The organism is Coprococcus sp. ART55/1 (assembly GCF_000210595.1).
Taxonomy (GTDB): Bacteria; Bacillota; Clostridia; order Lachnospirales; family Lachnospiraceae; genus Coprococcus; species Coprococcus aceti.
In genome coordinates this window covers 784,192-785,242 of record NC_021018.1, presented here as the reverse complement: position 1 = coordinate 785,242, position 1,051 = coordinate 784,192, and the positions used below count along the sequence as shown (strand labels likewise).

Annotated in this window: 1 protein-coding gene and 1 pseudogene; both read right to left on the bottom strand. The window is 29.7% G+C overall.

The genetic code is table 11. The annotated features are described in order from the left end of the window. Positions 1-281 (bottom strand): annotated as a pseudogene (locus CCU_RS03775) (AAA family ATPase); the annotation flags it as partial. Between the two features lie 61 nt (positions 282-342). Then, on the bottom strand, positions 343-573 hold the full coding sequence (locus CCU_RS03770) for a single-stranded DNA-binding protein (RefSeq protein ID WP_015533633.1): 231 nt from the start codon (positions 571-573) through the stop codon (positions 343-345). Positions 574-1,051 lie beyond the last annotated feature (478 nt).

Genomic DNA, 1,051 nt, shown 5'->3' with positions numbered 1-1,051 from the left:
TCATTAAAGTTCTTTTGTGGATAAATGATTTTTACTAATTCTGTACCATCATCCTTGTCTTTAGGTAAATCCATAACTCGATTTAATTTATTTGTAAAAGATGATTTATTATAATTTACTTCAGGTACCGAAGATAACGTTTTCTTCAATTTATTCGCTAATACATAATGATTTTTTGCTTTTTCTTCTTCAATTAAAGTCATTCCCGCTTTCATAAAGGCACTATCATCATTATTCCTGTATGCCTCAAACAAAGCTACAAGCAATTCTCCTGTTGTCAACTCACAATACATCCTTTCAATAAAATTTAATATTTAACAAATAGCTTTGCGAAAACATATATCAAATTTTTTGATATTTTTGTTGCCCCGATGATGTTTTATTTATTGGTGTAACAATATTAGCCTTCTGCTGCGTCCAATTCAAAAATAATATGCCCAATAACAACCTATCTTTTCTTGGAATTCTGTTCCATAAATATCCTTTAAAAAGTTCTCTAACTAAGAAAACTTCACCGCTATTCAGTTCCTTTACCTCTTGTATAGCATATTCTAATAATTGGTTCACATTCATATATTCACGCTCCTGACAACATTGTTAATAACCATTATAGATAGTGTTTATTAAATGGTCAAGATTTCTTCTCCAATCTTTACAATGTTGCTAAGTCTAACCTTTCTATGATATATGATCTATTATTCTTAATACTAAAAAACAAAGGCCTCTCCGCTCTTTCAAGCGCAGTAGCCTTTTCAAAATTCTATGCTAACGATTTTTCATTATTTTACAATTTTATTAGTTTTAAAAATCTATCAATATAATATTATGAGGCAGCTGTATTATCCATGTGCTCCTTTGGAATTATCATATCCATAATACTCTAAAACATCACTCAATATACAGTTACTTCACATATATTTATTGTCATTCTTTTATCCTTTTGCATATGCGTAAATTCGCTTCAGGAAATTTCATCCATAGATGCTTTTCCATCAATTAATCCCGCAAAACCATTATATGAACTGAATCCAAGCATATAGACAGCAAGAGC

What these genes read in the sequence shown, in the direction of transcription:
- CCU_RS03770 (WP_015533633.1), bottom strand. Translation starts at nt 573, where the DNA reads ATGAATGTGAACCAATTATTAGAATATGCTATACAAGAGGTAAAGGAA.